Below are 17963 nucleotides of genomic sequence, written 5' to 3'. Positions count from 1 at the left end.
AAATCCGTCAATTTTTGAGTATGGAGGAGAATATCAGGGGCTGCAAACTAGTTGCCGGGCTCAAGCATAGAGGGGTCTATCGGTTTCGGGCTAAATTGCCACCATAATGCGATAAGCGTGATGAAACCTATAATCCCTAACATCAGCCACGGAAGTTCCGGCTGGTTGATGCTTTTCCCGGCATCAAATAACCAACCGCCACCGGCGTAACCAAATGCGCCGCCAATCGCCAGACCCAGTCGGCTAAAGCCCATGTAACTGCCGCGAGCGCGGGAGTCAGCAAGTGATGCGCCCAGCGTTTCACGGGCAGGTTCCGCAATGATTGAACCAACATAAAACACGCAAATTAGAGTGAACAGTTGTTGGAGGTTGTTAGCCAATCCCATCGGTAACATGGCGAGGGACATCAGGAATAAACCCGCCATCAGGCGCTGCTCGAGACGGAAGCGTTTTTCGCTCCAGCGCGCAATCGGGTATAGCAGAGTTAAGGATAGTGCCGCTTCAATGGCATACATCCACTTCACCGCCGCAGGCGTACCGGCAATTTCGTTCACCATAATCGGCAGCATTAACATCACCTGCACCGCCAGCATGTAATATCCGGCCAGCGTTAACACATAAGTGATGAAACGTTTGTCACGCAGCACGCGTCCCATGCCTTCAAGCATTGGCGTGCGAATGGTAGAGAGTTTATAAGCTGGAAGCAGCCAGGCGTTGACCATCGCACAAATCACAAACATCACCGCGCCCGCACCGCACACCAGACGAAAATCGTATTGCAGCAACCAACTGCCGAGCAGCGCCCCAATGACGGCTCCAGCGCTGTCTTGCATCATTAATATCGAGAAGAAACGACCTCGTTGATGTGGACGCACCAGTTTGACGACCAGGGCTGCGCGCGGCGGGTCGAATAGTGTGCCGCCGATAGCGGAAATAAAACACGAGAGCCACAAAACCCAGGGTTCATGAGCGATGCCCATCAGCGCAAAACCGACGGCTCGCAGCAGCATTCCGGTGACAATCATCGGTTTGGCACCTAGCCGGTCGGCGATGGCGCCACCGAAAATACCCAGCCCTTGTTGAGTAAGCTGACGCAGGCCCAACGCAATGCCGACCATTAACGCCGCCCAACCCATTTGGTCGACAAAGCGAATGGAAATAAGAGGGAAAACCACGAAGAAGCCTAATACAACTAACATGTTATCGAGCAATAAGAAGTATTTACCCAGGCTCCTGGCCTGCGCTACCCGTGACATCTCCCCTCCAGGGAACTTAAAAGTGTGACAAACCTCTATTCTCCACTGCTCTCAGGGTTTTTGACAGGGCGTACGGCGACAATATTTTTTTATCAATCCGGCGCTTTGATTTAACTCGTTAATCGAAAAAAGTATGGCCGGATGAGAAATCTGCATGTTGTTGTTTTCCTTCCATCGCAAGGGGCAGGTATAGTAATTACGTTGGCTCAAAAATACGTGGGATGTGAGGAGTAGGGTGAACATGTTTGGCTACCGCAGTAACGTGCCGAAAGTACGCTTAACAACGGACCGCATGGTGGTGCGTCTGGTGTACGAGCGAGATGCCTGGCGTCTGGCAGATTATTACGCCGAAAACCGTCAGTTCCTGAAACCCTGGGAACCCATTCGTGATGACAGCCATTGCTATCCTTCCGGCTGGCAAGCGCGGCTTGGCATGATTAGCGAAATGCATAAAACCGGTAGTGCTTATTACTTTGCGCTGCTCGATCCAGAAGAGAAAGAGATCCTTGGTGTTGCCAACTTCTCAAACGTAGTGCGGGGCTCATTTCATGCCTGCTATCTCGGCTACTCACTTGGTGAGAAATGGCAGGGGCAGGGAATGATGTTTGAAGCTCTGACCACGGCTATTCGCTACATGCAGCGTAGCCAGCATATCCATCGCATCATGGCGAACTACATGCCGCATAACCAGCGCAGCGGCGATCTTCTCGCTCGCCTTGGTTTTGAAAAAGAAGGCTATGCCAAAGAGTATTTACTGATTGATGGCGTGTGGCGGGATCATGTTTTGACCGCGCTAACCACCAAAGAATGGACCCCTGGCCGTTAAGGACAAGAAATGAAATATCAGTTAACTGCGGTTGAAGCGCGAGTTGTGGGTAGCCTGATGGAAAAGCAGGTGACGACTCCCGAACAGTATCCGATGTCGGTCAACGGTGTGGTGACGGCATGTAACCAGAAGACCAACCGCGAACCGGTGATGGATCTGAAAGAGCATGATGTTCAGGAAACGTTGGATACTCTGGTCAAACGCCACTTTTTGCGCACCGTCAGCGGGTTTGGCAATCGCGTAACGAAATATGAGCAACGTTTCTGTAATTCAGAGTTTGGTGACCTTAAACTTTCTGTGGCAGAAGTCGCAGTGGTTACTGCCTTACTGCTACGTGGCGCCCAAACGCCAGGCGAATTGCGTACCCGCTCCGGAAGAATGTTTGAATTCAGTGATATGGCGCAGGTAGAAGCGACTCTTGAACATCTCGCGAATCGCGAAGACGGTCCTTTTGTGGTGCGCTTACCGCGTGAACCAGGCAAACGCGAAAGCCGCTATATGCATCTTTTCAGCGGTGAAGTTGATGCGTCGCAGGTTGCAGCATCAGAAAGCAGTGTTGCCTCTGCCGGTGATTTAACGGCACGTGTCGAACAGCTCGAAAATGAAGTTGCCGATCTTAAGCAACGCCTGGATTCATTGCTCGCTCATCTCGGAGATTAATTGATGACTAAACTTCGCGTAGGCGTTGTCGGTTTAGGCGGCATTGCACAAAAAGCATGGTTACCCGTTCTGGGAGCCTCCAGCGACTGGACGCTTCAGGGGGCATTTTCCCCAACACAGGCGAAAGCGCAGAAAGTGTGTGACACCTGGCGTATCCCCTATATTCCTTCTATTGCTGAACTTGCAGCACAGTGTGACGCCGTGTTTGTTCACAGTGCGACCAGCAGCCATTACGCGGTAGTGAGCGAGTTATTGCAGGCAGGTGTCCATGTTTGTGTGGATAAGCCGCTGGCTGAAAACCTTGCCGATGCTGAACGTTTAGTGGAAATAGCACAGCGTCAAAAGCGTACGCTAATGGTTGGTTTTAACCGCCGTTTTTCACCGTTGTACCAGGATCTCAAAGCGACACTGGCGAATGGTTCATCTGTACGGATGGATAAACATCGAGCAGACAGCGTTGGGCCCAACGATCTGCGTTTTACCTTGCTTGATGATTATCTGCATGTGGTTGATACCGCACTGTGGCTGTCTGGCGGGGAAGCACAATTGCAAAGCGGAACCCTGTTGACCAACGACCAAGGGCAGATGCTTTTTGCTGAGCATCACTTTACCCGGGGCAACCTACAAATCACCACCAGTATGCATCGCCGGGCGGGTAGCCAACGTGAGTGGGTTCAGGCGGTCACAGAGGGTGGTTTGTACGACGTTACAGATATGCGTGAATGGCGTGAAGAGTGCGGCAATGGCGTGGTGAATCGTCCAATTCCGGGCTGGCAAACCGCACTCGAACAACGCGGTTTCGCTGGATGTGCGCGTCATTTCCTTGATTGTGTGGCAAATCAGACAGTTCCTGAAACCTCCGGTGAGCAGGCATTGATGGCCCAGCGCGTGGTCGAGAAACTGTGGCGCGATGCCATGAGCGAATAATGCGGTAACATCTGATAGTAGTATTTCGGCTGGGTATCGGTAGACTAAGCGCCTGATCGAAATGCCCCTTAACAACGCCTGCCTTGCAGGCGTTGATGTTTGTGGAACCATATAATAAATGAATCTATTAAAATCGCTGGCAGCAGTCAGCTCGATGACGATGTTTTCTCGCGTGCTCGGATTTGCACGTGACGCCATTGTGGCAAGGGTTTTTGGGGCAGGGATGGCGACGGATGCCTTTTTTGTGGCATTCAAATTACCAAACCTTTTGCGCCGTATTTTCGCCGAAGGTGCATTTTCCCAGGCGTTCGTCCCGATTCTTGCTGAATACAAAAGTAAGCAAGGTGAAGACGCAACACGCGTGTTTGTCTCTTATGTTTCTGGACTGCTGACGCTTGCACTGGCGGTGGTCACCGTCATCGGGATGATTGCGGCACCGTGGGTTATTCTGGTTACAGCGCCTGGCTTTGCGGATACGGCCGATAAATTCGCGCTCACCTCAAGCCTGCTACGAATTACTTTCCCGTATATTTTCCTGATCTCTCTGGCCTCGCTGTGTGGGGCGATACTGAATACCTGGAACCGCTTCTCGGTCCCCGCGTTTGCGCCAACCTTCTTAAACTTGAGCATGATTGGCTTTGCACTCTTTGCCGCACCGCACTTTAACCCGCCGATTCTGGCGTTGGCGTGGGCGGTTACCGTTGGTGGTGTGTTGCAACTGGCGTATCAGTTACCGCATCTGAAAAAGATTGGCATGCTGGTTTTACCGCGCGTGAACCTGAAAGATGCTGGCGCTATGCGGGTGATCAAACAGATGGGGCCGGCGATTCTTGGTGTATCCGTCAGTCAGATCTCATTAATCATCAACACCATTTTTGCTTCATTCCTTGCTTCCGGTTCAGTTTCCTGGATGTACTACGCCGACCGTCTGATGGAGTTCCCATCGGGTGTGCTGGGTGTGGCACTGGGAACCATTTTGCTGCCATCACTGGCGAAGAGTTTTGCCAGCGGTAATCACGATGAATATTCACGCCTGATGGACTGGGGTTTACGTCTGTGTTTCTTGCTGGCGCTGCCAAGTGCGGTTGCATTGGGGATTCTGGCTAAGCCGCTCACCGTTTCACTGTTCCAGTACGGCAAGTTCACCGCTTTTGATGCCTCTATGACGCAACGTGCGCTGGTGGCTTATTCCGTCGGTTTGATGGGGCTTATCGTAGTGAAGGTATTGGCGCCCGGTTTTTATTCGCGCCAGGACATCAAAACCCCGGTTAAAATCGCCATCGTGACGCTTATTTTAACCCAGGTAATGAACCTTGCATTTATTGGCCCGCTCAAGCACGCCGGGCTGTCGCTGTCGATTGGTCTGGGGGCGTGTCTGAATGCCAGCCTGCTATACTGGCAACTACGTAAACAGGATATTTTTCAACCTCAGCCGGGTTGGATCGCATTCCTCTGGCGCCTGTTTGCTGGTGTCATTGTGATGTCAGCGGTATTGGTTGGCATGATGCACATTATGCCTGCCTGGGATCTGGGCACCATGCCGTACCGTTTACTGCGCTTAATGGCCGTTGTCGTGGCCGGTATCGCAGCGTATTTCGCAACGCTTACGGTGTTGGGATTCAGAGTGAAGGATTTTGCCCGACGCACAATGTAGCGTGATGGCAATTTATCGTGCCGACACGTGCCAAAGACATAGTCGGCACGCGCATTCTGCATTAAACTGCGCGCTGCAAAATTTGACTTATTGAACGATTAATTAGGCGGTAATAGCGATGCACGGGACAATCACAACCTGGTTTGAAGATAAAGGTTTCGGTTTTATCAAAGATGAAAACGGTGACAATCGTTATTTTCATGTGATTAAGGTCGCCAACCCTGAACTGATTAAGAAAGATGCTTCAGTCACTTTCGAGCCAACGACGAACAACAAAGGCCTGTCGGCATTTTCTGTGAAGGTTGAACCAGACAGCAAGTACATTTATATCGCAGGCGAGCGCATGAAAATCACCTCGATTAAATCCTTCCTGGTTTACAGCGAAGAAGTGCCTGCCGAAACCAAGATTGATAAAGAGAATGCGGTGCTGTCTGTGGGCGCATTGATGAATAGCATTCGTCCGAAGGTTGACCCGAAACAGGGTCAGATGCGTACCTTGAAAAAGCTGGCAGTGACCACTTTCCAGGGCACAACGTTAATCTTTTCGGAAGATGAAATTGATGTAGAAGCGACAATGAAGATTCTGAAGGGTCTTTAACGCGTTACTTGGGCGGTGCTTTGAAACCGCCCTTATTCTTTCTGGCACTAAATCGTTATTTTCTTCCCACCACGACTGACCGTGGTCGCCTGCCCATCAGCCCCATAAAGATTAGGTTCCTGATGCGGTTTGAGTACCGCCAGCGCTTGTTCATTACGCGCTAACTGATCCTCTAAAAGCCAACCGTTATGCTGGTTGATATCACGTAAGTGCTGCGTTTTCTGCGTAATCGTCTGCCAACGCTGGGTAATATCCGTGCTGCTGGTATTTTCGGCTTTCTGTGCGTCACGGCGAAGCTGTTCGAGATAATCTAACGTCGCAAGTAGCGAGCTTTTATCTTCGGTAATGCGCTGCAACGCACTGCCATTCACATGGCCTGCGGATAGTTGTTGCTGCTCGGCGTCCATCACCTCTTTCAGAGAGTTGAGCACCACAGTCATTTGATCCATCACTTCTAACAGACGATTCATGCAATTATTTACTCGATATATACCCGTCATACTTCAAGCTGCTGGTGCGTTGACTGCACCCGTGCGCCCCAGTCACATAGTTATCTATGCTCCTGGGGACTTACGGCCTGGTCGCCTTCCCGCCACTTAAATTATTTTGGGTATCGCTGAGAGCTTCCTGGATTAATGCATCGGCGATTTTGCCGGTATCCATTTTAAGCTCACCGTTACGGATCGCAGTTTTGAGTGCTTCAACGCGTTCCATATTAATATCACCGCTGCCTGGCTGAATTAACTTAGCCTGCGCGTCACTGAGTGTCACGTTGGTGCTGTTTGGCGTGGTACTTTTTTCCAGACGGCTCTTTTGAATCGGAGCTTCTGATGTTTCACGTGGTTGTACGGTACTTACCGGTTTCAAAGGAGACGTGCGATCAATGCTCATTATTCTATCCTCATCGAGGTGGCTCGCAGCATTTGAGCCTGCCAATATCTATCATCTGTTAACACACTATCGGCAGTCGCCGCAGAACCTTTATACCCTTCTTAATCACCCGTTGAATATTACAAATTAATCAGAATATTCCCATCAACGTCGACTGTCCCGCTTACAATCTGACCAGAATCCATTCGTACACGCGCATTCTGCGCGACAGCCGCATTGTTGAGTGCTTTGCCTTCGCTATTCACACTAAAACCTTCACCTGCAGCCACAACCTGGACTCGTTGCCCGGCTTTCACTCGCCATGACTGGCGCACCATCGACAGCATAATTGGCTGATTGGGTGCGATGTCGCGCAGTGTTACAGCATCGTTTGCCTGGCGGATATCCAACATGGCACGCGGAGGGAGTTGATCCAATCTCCCGCGTTTAAGTTGTACCTGACTTTCATTAATGACACTGCCACGTGGTAGCGCCTGGGCTGCAACGACGTAATTTCCAATAGCCTGCACTTCTGCCTGAATAAAGCGTTTGGTATCACCACATCGAGCTAACACGCTCACGGTTCCCCATAGGCGACCATTACCCGGCATTGAAAAATCGGGAAGCGGGCAGGAGGGTAATTGGGCATCGGGTGTTTTGACTTTTACCGATACTTCATCGCTTATGCCCGCCAGACGTTGCTGAAAAAACTGGTTCAAAGGTGCATCCAGAACACTGGCAAATGCCGGTTGGCATGCCAGTAAAAGCGCAATCGTGCTCCAGGTTTTCAGACCGTTCATAACGTCTCTCCTTGTTCAGGTTGCAGTGATTTTAACCGCACACGGAATTGATCAAGGCGACAAATAGCGACGCATTTTGTGTCTATTCCAACGATAACGCACGCGTAAGGGGCTTTAAGCTGTCGGACAAATCCTAATTATGCGGAGGGAACATGCTAGACAAACTGGATGCCGCGCTGCGATTTCAGCAAGAAGCGATAAATTTGCGCGCCCAGCGTCAGGAAATTCTGGCAGGGAATATCGCTAATGCCGATACCCCAGGTTATCAGGCTCGCGATATAGATTTTGCCAGTGAAATGAAAAAAGTGATGGACCGAGGACGTGTTGAAGGCAGCGGTGTCTCGCTTGCTCTTACCTCTTCGCGCCATATTCCGGCACAAACTCAAACTGTCCCACAGCTTGATCTCCTCTACCGCATTCCTGACCAGCCATCCATGGATGGCAACACCGTCGACATGGACCGCGAACGTACACAATTTGCCGATAACAGCCTGAAATACCAGTCAGACCTGACGGTTCTCGGCGGCCAAATCAAGGGCATGATGTCTGTGCTGCAACAGGGTGGCTAATAGATGGCTTTACTGAATATTTTTGATATTGCCGGTTCAGCGATGGCCGCGCAGTCCAAGCGTATGAACGTGGCGGCGAGTAACCTGGCTAACGCCGACAGCGTCACTGGCCCGGATGGTCAACCGTACCGTGCCAGGCAAGTTATTTTCCAGGTGGATGCAGCTCCGGGTGCTGAAACCGGTGGTGTGAAAGTGACTGGCGTTGAAGAGAGCCAGGCACCAGACAAGCTGGTATTTCAGCCAGGTAATCCGCTCGCTGACGCTAAAGGTTACGTGCGGATGCCAAACGTTGATGTGGTAGGTGAGATGGTCAACAGCATGTCTGCCTCCCGTAGCTACCAGGCAAATGTGGAAGTACTCAACACGGTGAAAAGCATGATGTTGAAAACCCTGACTCTTGGTCAGTAAAGGAGTGACTGATGGGCATAGCCGTTAATATGAACGACACCACGACCAGTGGTGTTAATACTTTATCGGGTAATAGCAGCATTACCGGGAACAATGCTGCCGATCTTCAAAGTAGTTTCCTGACCCTGCTGGTTGCGCAGCTCAAAAACCAGGACCCGACCAACCCTCTGCAAAATAACGAACTGACTACGCAGCTTGCGCAAATCAGTACCGTGAGCGGTATTGAAAAACTCAACACCACGCTCGGTTCAGTGTCAGGCCAGTTAAACAATAACCAGTCAGTTCAGGCAAGCGCCCTGATTGGTCATGGCGTGATGATCCCTGGTTCTAAAATTCTGGCAGGCAAAGAGGCGACCACGCCGTTTGGTGTGGAGCTGCAACAAGCCGCCGATAAAGTTACCGCAACGATCACCGATAACACCGGCAAAGTGGTACGCACGCTCGATATTGGTGGCCTAAGCGCAGGCGTTCATACCTTTACCTGGGATGGGACGATGACGGACGGTTCGACGGCGCCAGACGGTGCTTATAACGTCGCTATCAATGCCACCAATGGTGGGACACAGCTGGTTGCTCAGCCGCTCAATTTTGCGATGGTCAACGGTGTGACACTCAGTAATGGCAAGACCTTGCTCGACCTCGGTACTTACGGCACCTCCACTCTCGACGACATCAGGCAGATTATTTAAGCCTATAACCCTTTGCAGGAGTAAGACATGGCCTTTTCTCAAGCGGTCAGCGGCCTGAATGCCGCCGCCACCAACCTGGACGTAATTGGTAACAACATTGCCAACTCCGCCACCTATGGCTTTAAGTCCGGCAGCGTATCTTTCGCTGACATGTTTGCAGGTTCTAAAGTGGGTCTGGGCGTTAAAGTCGCAGGCATCACGCAGGACTTTGGCGACGGAACTACGACCAACACCGGGCGTGGCCTGGATGTGGCGATTAGCCAGAATGGTTTCTTCCGTATGGTGGACACTAACGGTTCGGTCTATTACAGCCGCAACGGTCAGTTCAAACTGGATCAAAACCGCAACCTGGTGAACATGCAGGGTATGCAACTGACGGGTTATCCGGCAACCGGCACACCGCCAACGATTCAGGAAGGGGCAAACCCGGTAGGGCTTTCAATTCCTAATACTTTGATGGCGGCAAAAATCACTACCACGGCCTCGATGCAGATTAACCTGAACTCTACCGATAAGGTGCCCGCCAAAACGAAATTTGATCCAGCAGATTCAGAGAGTTACAACAAAAAAGGCTCAATCACTGTCTATGACAGCCAGGGTAACTCCCATGATATGAACGTCTTCTTTGTGAAGTCTTCTACGGCAAATACCTGGGATGTTTATACCCAGGACAGCAGCGTTGCGGGGAGCCCGATTCAAAAAGGGACATCTCTGGAGTTCAGTAGTAGTGGTGTCTTAACCAAAGGTACCGCTAGCGATTTTAAGACTGAGGCTATTAATGGTGCAACGCCTGCGACATTCAATCTCAGCTTCCTCAACTCCATGCAGCAAAACACCGGATCCAACAACATCGTTGCCGCGAACCAGAATGGCTACAAGCCAGGCGATTTGGTGAGTTATCAGATCAATGAAGATGGCACCGTAGTCGGTAACTACTCCAACGAACAAAACCAATTGCTCGGGCAGATTGTGTTGTCCAACTTTGCGAACCCAGAAGGCTTGTCCTCTGAGGGTAACAACGTCTGGGCGGCGACCAATGCTTCAGGTGTTGCGCTGTTGGGTACGGCAGGCTCAGGTAACTTCGGTACGCTGACTAACGGTGCGCTGGAAGCCTCAAACGTCGATCTGAGTAAAGAACTGGTCAATATGATTGTCGCACAGCGCAACTACCAGTCTAACGCGCAGACCATCAAAACCCAGGACCAGATACTTAACACCCTGGTTAACCTGCGCTAAGCACTGACGGGAAAGCTTAATGGATCACGCAATTTATACCGCCATGGGCGCGGCCAGTCAGACGCTGAATCAACAAGCGGTGACGGCCAGCAACCTGGCGAATGCTTCAACTCCCGGTTTTCGTGCACAGCTAACGGCTTTGCGCGCAGTTCCGGTGGAAGGGCTTTCTTTGCCAACGCGTACCCTGGTGACCGCGTCAACGCCTGGCGCTGATATGTCCCAAGGTCAGCTTGATTACACCCAACGCCCGCTGGATGTTGCCCTGCAACAAGATGGCTGGCTGGCGGTACAAAGTGCTGATGGTACAGAAGCTTATACCCGTAACGGCAATATGCAGGTGAGTCCTGCCGGGCAACTGACCATCGGCGGGCAACCGGTGATGGGGGAAGGTGGTCCGATTGCTGTTCCTCAAGGCGCACAGCTAACTATCGCGGCTGATGGCACCATTTCTGCACTTAACGCGGGTGACCAGCCTAATACGGTAGCACCGATTGGCCGCCTGAAACTGGTGAAAGCTACCGGTACAGAAGTTGTACGTGGTGATGATGGATTTTTCCGTTTGAGCCCAGCAGCTCAAGCCACACGCGGTGCGACTTTACAAGCCGATGCCAGCATCTCTTTGATGCCTGGCGTACTGGAAGGCAGTAACGTTAAACCTGTTGAAGCCATGGCTGACATGATTTCCAACGCCCGTCGTTTTGAAATGCAGATGAAGATTATTTCGAGCGTGGATGAAAACGAGCAACGGGCCAACCAACTGCTGTCGATGACTTGATAATCAGCCGCGAAACTAACAGGAATTCAAAATGATCAGTTCTTTATGGATCGCCAAAACCGGTCTTGATGCCCAGCAAACCAACATGGATGTGATTGCCAACAACCTGGCAAACGTCTCCACCAACGGTTTTAAGCGTCAGCGTGCTGTGTTTGAAGATCTTCTTTACCAGACTATTCGCCAGCCTGGTGCGCAATCTTCTGAGCAAACCACGTTGCCTTCAGGTTTGCAGATTGGTACGGGTGTGCGTCCAGTCGCCACTGAGCGTCTGCATAGCCAGGGTAACCTTTCTCAGACTAACAACAGTAAAGATGTGGCTATCAAAGGTCAGGGTTTCTTCCAGGTACAACTGCCGGATGGTACCAGTGCCTACACGCGCGATGGTTCATTCCAGGTTGATCAAAACGGCCAACTGGTGACGGCGGGTGGTTTCCAGGTTCAGCCAGCAATCACCATTCCTGCTAACGCCCTGACGATTACCGTTGGACGTGACGGCATCGTGAGTGTGACTCAGCAGGGTCAGGCGCAACCCGTGCAGGTAGGCCAGCTTAACTTGACCACCTTTATGAATGATACGGGTCTGGAAAGCCTGGGTGAAAACCTCTATGCCGAAACCCAGTCCTCCGGAACGCCTAATGAAAGTACTCCGGGGCTTAATGGCGCTGGTCTGTTGTATCAGGGGTACGTTGAGACCTCTAACGTGAACGTTGCAGAAGAACTGGTGAATATGATCCAGGTTCAGCGCGCTTATGAAATCAACAGTAAAGCCGTTTCTACCACCGATCAGATGCTGCAAAAACTGACGCAACTGTAAGGCGTTTGCCGGTGTGCAGTTTTGCACCGGCTGTCTTTATCTGAATGACCTGAAGATGAAAGCAATGCAAAACCCAATGGTTCTCCGTCCTATCGTGATGTGTCTGGTGCTCGCCTCAACAGGCTGCGCGCTGATACCAACTAAACCGCTGGTGGAAGGGGCGACAACGGCCCAGCCAGTGCCAGGCCCTGCGCCTATCGTCAATGGTTCAATTTTCCAGACGGCGCAACCGGTGAACTATGGGTATCAGCCTTTGTTCGAAGACCGCCGTCCAAGGAATGTCGGCGATACCTTGACTATTCAGCTCCAGGAAAATGTCAGTGCCAGCAAAAGCTCGTCGGCTAATGCCAGCCGTGATGGCAAAACAAACTTTGGCTTTGACGTAACGCCTCGTTATCTCGAGGGGCTATTCGGCAACGATCGCGCGTCAGTGGATGCCTCTGGCGGCAACAGTTTCAACGGTAAAGGTGGGGCAAACGCCAGTAATACCTTTAGTGGAACCTTAACCGTGACGGTGGATCAGGTACTGGCAAACGGCAACCTGCACGTCGTGGGTGAAAAACAGATAGCCATTAACCAGGGCACCGAATTTATTCGTTTCTCCGGCGTGGTGAATCCTCGCACTATTAGCGGCTCCAATACCGTGCCGTCTACGCAAGTGGCGGATGCACGCATCGAATATGTCGGTAACGGCTATATCAACGAAGCGCAGAATATGGGTTGGTTGCAACGCTTCTTCCTTAATTTATCGCCGATGTAAGCGAGGAAACTCATGACCAAATATTTATTCGGATTGCTGATTCTGGTGGCAACCTTTGCGCAAGCCGACCGTATCCGCGACCTGACAACGGTTCAGGGCGTGCGAGAAAACTCCTTGATTGGTTACGGTCTGGTGGTTGGGCTCGATGGCACAGGCGACCAAACCACACAAACACCGTTCACTACCCAGACACTTAACAACATGCTTTCGCAGTTGGGGATCACCGTTCCGGCGGGCACCAACATGCAGCTTAAAAACGTCGCAGCGGTAATGGTGACGGCAAAATACCCCGCATTTGCACGATCCGGGCAGAATATTGATGTGGTGGTTTCATCCATGGGTAACGCCAAAAGCCTGCGTGGTGGCACCTTGCTGATGACGCCGATGAAAGGTGTTGATAACCAGGTTTATGCGCTCGCGCAGGGTAACATTCTGGTGGGCGGTGCCGGGGCTTCAGCGGGCGGCAGCAGCGTTCAGGTTAACCAGCTTAACGGCGGTCGTATCACAAACGGTGCGGTTATCGAACGTGAGTTGCCGGGCACTTTTGGCACCGGGAATATGATTAGCCTGCAACTTAACAACGATGATTTCACTCTTGCGCAGCAGATAACTGACACCATCAACCGCTCACGTGGTTTTGGCAGTGCTTCAGCTTTAGATGCGCGCACTATTCAGATTCGTGTACCAAGCGGTAACAGTTCGCAAGTGCGTTTGTTGGCTGATATTCAGAACCTTGAAGTCAACATGCCTGCGCAGGACGCGAAAGTGATTATCAACTCACGTACCGGCTCGGTGGTGATGAACCAGGAAGTGACACTAGACACTTGTGCTGTGGCGCAGGGTAACTTGTCTGTAACGGTTAACCGTTCAGCACAGGTAAGCCAGCCGGATACGCCATTTGGTGGCGGCCAAACAGTGGTGACGCCGCAAACCCAAATCGATCTGCGTCAGAACGGCGGTGCGCTGCAACGGGTTAACGCCAGTGCCAATCTGAATAATGTGGTTCGTGCACTGAATACGCTGGGTGCTTCACCAATGGAATTGATGTCGATTCTGCAATCGATGCAAACCGCCGGATGTCTGCGTGCCAAAGTGGAAATCATCTGATGCTTAACGATACCCAGTCACTGGCGAATGCTGCATGGGATGCTAACTCTCTTAACGAGCTAAAAGCGAAAACCGGGCAAGATCCAAAAGGCAACATGAAATCGGTTGCCCGCCAGGTGGAGGGGATGTTCGTGCAGATGATGCTGAAAAGCATGCGTGAGGCGCTGCCAAAAGATGGCTTATTTAGCAGCGAGCAGACGCGCATGTACACCAGCATCTATGACCAGCAAATCGCACAGCAGCTCAGTTCTAAAGGACTTGGGCTGGCCGATATGATGGTGGAGCAAATGGGCGGCAATGCCGACCCATCGGAAGATGCTGGCAAAGTGCCGATGAAGTTTGATCTGCAAACTGCGACCAGTTTCCAGAACCAGGCGTTAACGCAAATGGTGCGTCAGGCCATTCCGAAAGCGCCTTCTAACGAAGAGCCGCTGACGGGTGACAGCAAAGACTTCCTGGCGCAGCTTTCGTTACCAGCAAGGCTTGCCAGTGAACAGAGCGGTATTCCGCATCACTTGATTCTGGCGCAGGCTGCCCTGGAGTCAGGGTGGGGCCAGCGGCAGATTCTTACTGAGAAAGGTGAGCCGAGTTTTAACTTGTTTGGCGTGAAGGCGTCGGGAAGTTGGAAAGGCCCGACGACGGAAATCACCACTACCGAGTATGAAAATGGTGAAGCGAAAAAGGTGAAAGCGAAATTCCGTGTCTATAGCTCTTACCTCGAAGCACTTTCTGATTACGTCGGTTTGCTGACGCGCAACCCGCGATACGCCGCAGTCACTAACGCCAATACCGCAGAACAGGGTGCACAGGCATTGCAAAATGCCGGTTACGCAACCGATCCGAACTATGCCCGTAAGCTGACGGGCATGATTCAACAGATGAAGGCGATGGGTGAAAAGGTCGCAAAAGCGTATAGCAATGACTTATCCAATTTATTCTGAAGCTCATCATACTTCGAGCCGCAAGTGCGTTAGCTGCACTCACAAACCCCAGTCACTTACTTTATGTAAGCTCCTGGGGATTATGCGGCCCATCCATGGGCCTTACCCCTTTGGGGACGCTGCAAGCAGCGTTCAAATTTGTTCCAGACAAATTTGTTGCTCCCTTGCAGCCTTCCTGCAACTCGAATTATTTAGAGCTAACACCTCAAGTGTTGCCAGACGCTGCCGATACTTACCAACAGGAATCGTGATTAACGCGCTAAGGAAATTTCATGTCCAGTAGCCTGATTAACAGTGCCATGAGTGGCCTGGGTGCTGCCCAGGCGGCACTGAATACTGTCAGTAACAACATTTCTAACTATAACGTCACAGGCTATACCCGCCAGACTACCGTGTTGTCGCAGTCGCAAAGTACGCTTGGCGCAGGTGGCTGGATTGGTAATGGCGTACAGGTCAGCGGAGTGCAACGTGAATATGATGCGTTCATCACTAACCAACTGCGTGCGGCACAAACGCAAAGCAGTGGTCTGAATACTCAGTACCAGCAGATGTCTAAAATTGACAATATTCTGTCTGGCACTACAAATACCCTCGCTACAACCATGCAGAGCTTTTTTAGCGGCTTGCAGACTCTGGTTAGTAACTCCGAAGACCCGGCGGCACGCCAGGCGTTGCTCGGTAATGCCAACGGCTTGGTTAACCAGTTTAAGGTGACCGATCAGTATCTACGCGACCAGGATAAGCAGGTGAATACCAGCATCCAGAGCAGCGTGGAGCAAATCAACAATTACGCCAGCCAGATTGCCAATCTGAATAACCAGATTTCGCGTCTGACGGGTGTGGGCGCAGGTGCAGCACCGAACGATCTGCTCGATCAGCGCGACCAACTGGTTAGCGAGTTAAACCAGATTGTCGGTGTTGAAGTCAGTGTTCAGGATGGCGGTACTTATAACGTCTCCATCGCGAATGGTTTGTCCCTGGTGCAGGGTGATAAAGCCAATAAACTGGCGGCAGTCCCTTCCAGTGCTGACCCTTCACGCACTACTGTTGCGTATGTTGACCCAGTTTCCGGCACTAAGGAAATCCCGGAAAACCAATTGAGCAGCGGCACGCTGGGCGGCGTGTTGACCTTCCGTTCTCAGGATTTAGATAGCGCACGTAACCGCCTGGGGCAACTGGCTCTGACATTTGCCGATGCGATAAATCAACAACATGGCAAAGGGGTTGATGCTGGTGACCCAGCGGAGGCTGGTGGTGATTTCTTTTCAATCGGCGGGCCGACAGCCTGGGGGAACGCCAACAATGTGGCTAAAGATACCTCGCTTAAAGTAAGCATGACGAACAGCTCGGAAGTGCAGGCCAGCGACTACAAAGTGACCTATGACGGCAAGGACTGGCAAGTCACGCGACTGGCGGATAATAAGCAATTCAAAGCCACGCTCTCTACTGATGGCAAAAGCATGAGCTTTGATGGCCTGAAACTTGATATTAGCGGTACGGCGCCGAGCAAAAATGACAGCTTCATAGTTAAACCTGTTTCTGACGCTGTTGTGAACATGGGCGTGCTGATTACCGACGAAAGTAAGCTGGCCCTGGCGGGTAACCCTAATGGTGGCACTGGCAATACCAGCGGTGGCGCAAGCGATAACCGTAATGCCCAGGCAATGCTGGATTTGCAAAGTGGCAAAATCGTTAACGGTAACAAATCGTTTAACGATGCGTATGCGAGCCTTGTAAGCGATGTTGGCAACAAAACCAGCACGCTGAAAGTCACCAGCACCACACAAAACAACGTGGTCACGCAGTTGAGTAACCAACAGCAGTCTATCTCTGGCGTCAATCTCGACGAAGAGTACGGTAACTTGCAGCGTTTCCAACAATATTACCTGGCCAATGCCCAGGTACTACAGACGGCATCAACTCTGTTTGATGCGTTACTGTCCATCCGTTAATTAAGGAATCTGGCGTATGCGTATCAGTACCGCAATGATGTATCAACAGAACATGCGCGGCATAACTAACTCGCAAAGTGAGTGGTTGCGTTATGGCGAGCAGATGTCGACCGGTAAGCGCGTTACTAAACCTTCTGACGATCCGATTGCTGCATCGCAGGCCGTAGTGCTGTCTCAGGCTCAGGCACAAAACAGCCAGTATGCGTTGGCGCGTACCTTTGCGACTCAAAAGATTTCGCTGGAAGAAAACGTGTTAGGGCAGGTGACAACAGCTATCCAGTCAGCACAAGAAAGAATCGTTAACGCCGGTAACGGTACGTTAAGCGATGACGACCGTGCATCACTGGCGACCGATCTGGAAGGTATTCGCAATCAGATATTGAACCTTGCCAACAGTACGGACGGCAACGGGCGCTATATTTTTGCGGGTTATAAAACGGATTCGGCACCGTTTAGCGCGGATGCTGTTACCGGAAAAATCGAATATGGCGGTGGTGGTACTGCTGTTACGCAATCTGTAGACGCATCTCGTACCATGACCGTAGGGCATCTGGGCTCAGAGATTTTCGAGTCACTGACCAGTAATGCGGTGCCTGAACCTGATGGTTCTACATCAGAGACTAATCTCTTTGAGATGCTTGATACGGCAATTAGCGCGTTGAAAACGCCAGCTGCTGATTTGACGGATGTAGAAAAGGGTGCAATTGATAAAACCAACCGTGGGTTGAGAAACTCCCTCAATAACGTGCTGACTGTACGTGCTGAACTCGGTACGCAACTGAACGAGTTGGATAAGCTTGATGAGTTAGGTAGCGATCGCGCGTTGGGTCAGGCTCAGCAAATGAGTGATTTGGTTGATGTGGACTGGAACTCAGCAATCTCTTCTTATGTGATGCAGCAGGCAGCCCTTCAGGCCTCTTATAAAGCTTTCAGCGATATGCAAGGGATGTCCTTGTTCCAGCTAAACAAATAAGCTTTAACATTTTGGGTGTGCCATGAAACTGGGCACGCTTTATATGCCCGCTTCTGCACCCCAGAGTGGGCTTTTTTTTGCCTAAAAATAGAGGGTAAGGGGGGCGCTGGCAATTTCCCTATGAATAGACAAATTGCTTTTGTAGGTA

General features: G+C 51.3%; 20 protein-coding genes. 16 read left to right on the top strand and 4 right to left on the bottom strand.

Features of this window, described 5'->3' with window-relative positions; translation table 11 throughout:
* Window positions 1–47 precede the first annotated feature (47 nt).
* Window positions 48–1256 carry a multidrug efflux MFS transporter MdtH gene (gene mdtH / locus GC128_RS00185; protein ID WP_151992609.1) on the bottom strand — a complete coding sequence of 403 codons (1209 nt, stop codon included), beginning with the start codon at window positions 1254–1256 and terminating at the stop codon, window positions 48–50.
* A 241-nt stretch (window positions 1257–1497) separates the two neighbouring features.
* On the opposite strand from mdtH, the gene rimJ reads away from it, so the two are divergent.
* The 5 genes from rimJ to GC128_RS00160 all read left to right on the top strand — a co-directional run bounded on the left by rimJ (window position 1498) and on the right by GC128_RS00160 (window position 5921).
* The gene (rimJ, locus tag GC128_RS00180) at window positions 1498–2082 is read left to right on the top strand and encodes a ribosomal protein S5-alanine N-acetyltransferase (RefSeq protein WP_034456200.1); all 585 of its coding nucleotides are present in this window, start codon (window positions 1498–1500) and stop codon (window positions 2080–2082) included.
* Window positions 2083–2091: 9 nt separating this feature from the next.
* Complete coding sequence (locus GC128_RS00175) at window positions 2092–2742, top strand: YceH family protein (RefSeq protein ID WP_151992608.1); 651 nt, start codon at window positions 2092–2094, stop codon at window positions 2740–2742.
* 3 nt (window positions 2743–2745) lie between these two features.
* Window positions 2746–3669 carry a Gfo/Idh/MocA family protein gene (locus GC128_RS00170; RefSeq protein WP_151992607.1) on the top strand — a complete coding sequence of 308 codons (924 nt, stop codon included), beginning with the start codon at window positions 2746–2748 and terminating at the stop codon, window positions 3667–3669.
* A gap of 118 nt (window positions 3670–3787) precedes the next feature.
* Window positions 3788–5323: a murein biosynthesis integral membrane protein MurJ gene (gene murJ / locus GC128_RS00165; protein ID WP_151992606.1), complete on the top strand. Its 1536-nt coding sequence runs from the start codon at window positions 3788–3790 to the stop codon at window positions 5321–5323.
* Window positions 5324–5435: 112 nt separating this feature from the next.
* A complete protein-coding gene (locus tag GC128_RS00160) occupies window positions 5436–5921 on the top strand; it encodes a cold shock domain-containing protein (RefSeq protein ID WP_064517874.1) in 486 nt (161 codons plus the stop codon).
* A 47-nt stretch (window positions 5922–5968) separates the two neighbouring features.
* On the opposite strand, the gene flgN is transcribed toward GC128_RS00160, so the two are convergent.
* From flgN to flgA, 3 genes are all read right to left on the bottom strand, one after another.
* Window positions 5969–6391: a flagella biosynthesis chaperone FlgN gene (gene flgN, locus GC128_RS00155; RefSeq protein ID WP_064517876.1), complete on the bottom strand. Its 423-nt coding sequence runs from the start codon at window positions 6389–6391 to the stop codon at window positions 5969–5971.
* Window positions 6392–6491: 100 nt separating this feature from the next.
* Window positions 6492–6812, bottom strand: a complete 321-nt coding sequence (gene flgM, locus GC128_RS00150; protein ID WP_151992605.1) for a flagellar biosynthesis anti-sigma factor FlgM — start codon at window positions 6810–6812, stop codon at window positions 6492–6494.
* Between the two features lie 119 nt (window positions 6813–6931).
* A complete protein-coding gene (flgA, locus tag GC128_RS00145; protein WP_151992604.1) occupies window positions 6932–7591 on the bottom strand; it encodes a flagellar basal body P-ring formation chaperone FlgA in 660 nt (219 codons plus the stop codon).
* A 152-nt stretch (window positions 7592–7743) separates the two neighbouring features.
* Between flgA and flgB the strand changes: the two genes are divergently transcribed.
* The 11 genes from flgB to flgL all read left to right on the top strand — a co-directional run bounded on the left by flgB (window position 7744) and on the right by flgL (window position 17815).
* A complete protein-coding gene (gene flgB, locus GC128_RS00140) occupies window positions 7744–8160 on the top strand; it encodes a flagellar basal body rod protein FlgB (protein ID WP_064517881.1) in 417 nt (138 codons plus the stop codon).
* 3 nt (window positions 8161–8163) lie between these two features.
* The gene (gene flgC / locus GC128_RS00135; RefSeq protein ID WP_151992603.1) at window positions 8164–8568 is read left to right on the top strand and encodes a flagellar basal body rod protein FlgC; all 405 of its coding nucleotides are present in this window, start codon (window positions 8164–8166) and stop codon (window positions 8566–8568) included.
* An 11-nt stretch (window positions 8569–8579) separates the two neighbouring features.
* The gene (flgD, locus tag GC128_RS00130) at window positions 8580–9257 is read left to right on the top strand and encodes a flagellar hook assembly protein FlgD (RefSeq protein ID WP_064517883.1); all 678 of its coding nucleotides are present in this window, start codon (window positions 8580–8582) and stop codon (window positions 9255–9257) included.
* A 27-nt stretch (window positions 9258–9284) separates the two neighbouring features.
* Window positions 9285–10493 (top strand): flagellar hook protein FlgE, encoded by a 1209-nt coding sequence (flgE, locus tag GC128_RS00125; RefSeq protein ID WP_151992602.1) that lies wholly within the window; start codon window positions 9285–9287, stop codon window positions 10491–10493.
* 19 nt (window positions 10494–10512) lie between these two features.
* Entirely contained in the window at window positions 10513–11268 is a 756-nt protein-coding gene (locus GC128_RS00120; RefSeq protein ID WP_151992601.1) for a flagellar basal body rod protein FlgF, read from the top strand.
* A 31-nt stretch (window positions 11269–11299) separates the two neighbouring features.
* Window positions 11300–12082 (top strand): flagellar basal-body rod protein FlgG, encoded by a 783-nt coding sequence (flgG, locus tag GC128_RS00115; RefSeq protein WP_064517889.1) that lies wholly within the window; start codon window positions 11300–11302, stop codon window positions 12080–12082.
* Between the two features lie 64 nt (window positions 12083–12146).
* Window positions 12147–12842 carry a flagellar basal body L-ring protein FlgH gene (flgH, locus tag GC128_RS00110; protein WP_151992923.1) on the top strand — a complete coding sequence of 232 codons (696 nt, stop codon included), beginning with the start codon at window positions 12147–12149 and terminating at the stop codon, window positions 12840–12842.
* A 12-nt stretch (window positions 12843–12854) separates the two neighbouring features.
* Window positions 12855–13949 (top strand): flagellar basal body P-ring protein FlgI, encoded by a 1095-nt coding sequence (locus GC128_RS00105; RefSeq protein WP_151992600.1) that lies wholly within the window; start codon window positions 12855–12857, stop codon window positions 13947–13949.
* Window positions 13949–14890: a flagellar assembly peptidoglycan hydrolase FlgJ gene (gene flgJ / locus GC128_RS00100; RefSeq protein WP_151992599.1), complete on the top strand. Its 942-nt coding sequence runs from the start codon at window positions 13949–13951 to the stop codon at window positions 14888–14890. Before GC128_RS00105 ends, flgJ begins: the two co-directional genes overlap by 1 nt.
* A 272-nt stretch (window positions 14891–15162) precedes the next feature.
* Window positions 15163–16842 carry a flagellar hook-associated protein FlgK gene (gene flgK / locus GC128_RS00095; RefSeq protein WP_151992598.1) on the top strand — a complete coding sequence of 560 codons (1680 nt, stop codon included), beginning with the start codon at window positions 15163–15165 and terminating at the stop codon, window positions 16840–16842.
* Window positions 16843–16858: 16 nt separating this feature from the next.
* A complete protein-coding gene (gene flgL, locus GC128_RS00090) occupies window positions 16859–17815 on the top strand; it encodes a flagellar hook-associated protein FlgL (RefSeq protein ID WP_151992597.1) in 957 nt (318 codons plus the stop codon).
* Window positions 17816–17963 lie beyond the last annotated feature (148 nt).

Origin of the sequence: Buttiauxella massiliensis, assembly GCF_902500225.1 — a bacterium.
Classification (GTDB): Bacteria; Pseudomonadota; Gammaproteobacteria; order Enterobacterales; family Enterobacteriaceae; genus Buttiauxella; species Buttiauxella massiliensis.
Note: the sequence above shows the minus strand (reverse complement) of the source record. Positions and strands in the feature narration are given on the sequence as shown.

Bases quoted from the DNA above. Each gene is read 5' to 3' on its own strand.
- flgM (WP_151992605.1), bottom strand. From the start codon at position 6,812: ATGAGCATTGATCGCACGTCTCCTTTGAAACCGGTAAGTACCGTACAA.
- flgH (WP_151992923.1), top strand. From the start codon at position 12,147: ATGCAAAACCCAATGGTTCTCCGTCCTATCGTGATGTGTCTGGTGCTC.
- mdtH (WP_151992609.1), bottom strand. From the start codon at position 1,256: ATGTCACGGGTAGCGCAGGCCAGGAGCCTGGGTAAATACTTCTTATTG.
- flgA (WP_151992604.1), bottom strand. From the start codon at position 7,591: ATGAACGGTCTGAAAACCTGGAGCACGATTGCGCTTTTACTGGCATGC.
- flgD (WP_064517883.1), top strand. From the start codon at position 8,580: ATGGGCATAGCCGTTAATATGAACGACACCACGACCAGTGGTGTTAAT.
- flgB (WP_064517881.1), top strand. From the start codon at position 7,744: ATGCTAGACAAACTGGATGCCGCGCTGCGATTTCAGCAAGAAGCGATA.
- flgK (WP_151992598.1), top strand. From the start codon at position 15,163: ATGTCCAGTAGCCTGATTAACAGTGCCATGAGTGGCCTGGGTGCTGCC.
- flgN (WP_064517876.1), bottom strand. From the start codon at position 6,391: ATGAATCGTCTGTTAGAAGTGATGGATCAAATGACTGTGGTGCTCAAC.
- GC128_RS00105 (WP_151992600.1), top strand. From the start codon at position 12,855: ATGACCAAATATTTATTCGGATTGCTGATTCTGGTGGCAACCTTTGCG.
- GC128_RS00175 (WP_151992608.1), top strand. From the start codon at position 2,092: ATGAAATATCAGTTAACTGCGGTTGAAGCGCGAGTTGTGGGTAGCCTG.
- GC128_RS00170 (WP_151992607.1), top strand. From the start codon at position 2,746: ATGACTAAACTTCGCGTAGGCGTTGTCGGTTTAGGCGGCATTGCACAA.
- flgG (WP_064517889.1), top strand. From the start codon at position 11,300: ATGATCAGTTCTTTATGGATCGCCAAAACCGGTCTTGATGCCCAGCAA.
- flgE (WP_151992602.1), top strand. From the start codon at position 9,285: ATGGCCTTTTCTCAAGCGGTCAGCGGCCTGAATGCCGCCGCCACCAAC.
- flgL (WP_151992597.1), top strand. From the start codon at position 16,859: ATGCGTATCAGTACCGCAATGATGTATCAACAGAACATGCGCGGCATA.
- flgC (WP_151992603.1), top strand. From the start codon at position 8,164: ATGGCTTTACTGAATATTTTTGATATTGCCGGTTCAGCGATGGCCGCG.
- rimJ (WP_034456200.1), top strand. From the start codon at position 1,498: ATGTTTGGCTACCGCAGTAACGTGCCGAAAGTACGCTTAACAACGGAC.
- flgJ (WP_151992599.1), top strand. From the start codon at position 13,949: ATGCTTAACGATACCCAGTCACTGGCGAATGCTGCATGGGATGCTAAC.
- murJ (WP_151992606.1), top strand. From the start codon at position 3,788: ATGAATCTATTAAAATCGCTGGCAGCAGTCAGCTCGATGACGATGTTT.
- GC128_RS00120 (WP_151992601.1), top strand. From the start codon at position 10,513: ATGGATCACGCAATTTATACCGCCATGGGCGCGGCCAGTCAGACGCTG.